Source organism: Winogradskyella sp. UBA3174 (assembly GCF_002364335.1).
In the GTDB taxonomy this organism is placed as follows: Bacteria; Bacteroidota; Bacteroidia; order Flavobacteriales; family Flavobacteriaceae; genus Winogradskyella.
The window spans coordinates 36,469-38,632 of the sequence record NZ_DEXW01000045.1 but is presented as its reverse complement, the minus strand read 5'-3'; the positions used below and the strand labels follow the sequence as shown (position 1 = coordinate 38,632).

Below are 2,164 nucleotides of genomic sequence, written 5' to 3'. Positions count from 1 at the left end.
ACTTGACCAATAGTTTTTGAAGATTGATTGTTAGTAATTGTTATTTTTAAATTGGTCGGAAATACATTGGTCTTTGCATCAGCGACAATTTTTTCAATCTTCTCGGCTGCTGTGACCATGTTTTTTCCAGCACGCTTTTTAACGTCGAGCATTACAACGGTTTCACTTTTTTCCTCTGCCTGATTAAACGCTCTAGCGTAAGTTGTTTTCTCTTTAGGTTGAAAGCCTATTGTGGCAATATCCTTAAGGTAAATAGGGTTGTTGTTTTCAACCTTTACAACAAAATTCTCTAGTTCTTTAGGATTTTCAATTTCACCAATAATTCGTATAGTTCTTCGCTGACCACTTGCAATTAAATTACCAGCAGACATGGTCATATTTCCATTACCAATGGCACTTGTAATATCTTCAAAACTCACTTTTGATGCCATCATTTTATAGACATCTACTGCAACTTCGACTTCTTTTTCTTGAGCACCTCTTATATCTACTTGCTTTATTTCTTCTAAATCTTCTATTTCATCTTCGAGATATTCTCCAAACTCTTTTAATCTTTCAACAGGATAATTTCCTGAGATATTAATATTAAGAATTGGGATTTCTTCAGACATACTCAAATCGAATACATTAGGTTCTACTTTAGCGCCATTAAATGTTGGCCAATCTTCACCAGAGGTTTCGCTGTCAATTTCATCTTTTACTTTTTGTTTGGCAGCTTCTCCGGTTATGTTTTCATCAAACTCAATAATAATTATAGAGTAATCTTCTTGAGAAGTAGAGGTGATTTCTACTTTATTACTCACTGTGTTTAGCTTGTCCTCTAGTGGATCTGTTATTAATTTCTCTATATCCTCTGCTGTATTTCCTGGAAATAAGGAACTGATATATATTTTAGTTTCTTTAATTTCTGGGAAATTCTCTCTTGGCATGCTAAAGTATGCTGAAGCTCCTAAAAACAGAATTACTGAAATAGCCACATACATAGTGGTCTTGTTGTTTATAGCCCAAGACGATAAACCAAACTCTTTATCAACGTTCTTTTTTTGTTTCTTTTTACTAGTCATTAGTTGATCGTTTTTTAGACGTTAGAATTGTTGTTATTAATAATTTTAACGGTTTGACCATCTTTAATACTGCGCGCACCTTCCTTCACAATTTCATCGTTTGCTTTTAGACCCGAAATAATTTCAATTTGATCTCCTTGTGTTTTACCAGTTTTAATTATTAACTGTTTTGCAGTAGCTTTCTCCCCGTTTTTATTTTCTAAAATGTAAATGTATTGTTCGCCATCTGCGTTTTCTGAAATAATACTTTGCGGAATAAGAATAGCATTTTCATTGGTGTAATCATTAAGCTTTAAACGAGCTGTTAAGTTGGGCTTAATAGTTTTATCTTTATTTGGTACTGCAATCTCTACTTTAAATGTTCTATTTGCAGGATTTATATAATTTCCTGTTTGTCTAATTTTAGCATCTATTTTCTTGCCTAATACAGGAAACGTGACCTCAACGTCTTTACCGTTATTAATACTAGTAATATAGTCTTCTGGCACATCTGTTTCGATGTACATGTTGCTAAGATTAACAATACGCATTAATTGCGTTTGTCCTGCTGCAACCACATTGCCTTGTTCTGTAAAAACATCATCAACAACACCAGTAAATGGTGCTCTTATATTAGATTTAGCTAATTGCTGCTCTACTTGTTTAACACTTTCAACAGCGCTTTCGTAAGAAGATTTAGCTTGTAAATATTGTATTTCACTACCGATTTTTTGATCCCAAAGACGCTTTTGACGATCAAAAGTTGTTTTAAGTAAATCAGCCTGAATTTTTGCAGATGAAAACTGTTGACTTAAACCTCCATCATCTAATTTTCCTAATAGCTGTCCTTTAGACACCTTGTCTCCTTCTTTTACATATACACGTGTTAGTATACCTGACATTTCTGGAGTAATTAGTAAGTTTTCCTTGGTTTCTACACTTCCTTGTAATTCTAAAAAGTGTACAAATTTTACAGACTTTGCTGTAATAGTTGTAATTAAAGGGACGTTACGATCTGGATTTATACTCTCAAGTTTTGCGTCCAATTGTTTGATTTGAACAGCTAAGGCTTGTTGTTTATTAACTAGTTCTTCTTTTTTCTTTTGAATGTCTTTAGTATT

Annotated in this window: 2 protein-coding genes; both read right to left on the bottom strand. The window is 33.1% G+C overall.

Translation table 11 applies throughout. From position 1 onward, the window contains the following. The coding region (locus B2U95_RS07960; protein WP_296314656.1) for an efflux RND transporter permease subunit at positions 1 to 1,064 on the bottom strand (1,064 nt) is incomplete at its 3' end. A 14-nt stretch (positions 1,065 to 1,078) separates the two neighbouring features. Beyond that, the coding region (locus B2U95_RS07955; protein ID WP_296314653.1) for an efflux RND transporter periplasmic adaptor subunit at positions 1,079 to 2,164 on the bottom strand (1,086 nt) is incomplete at its 5' end.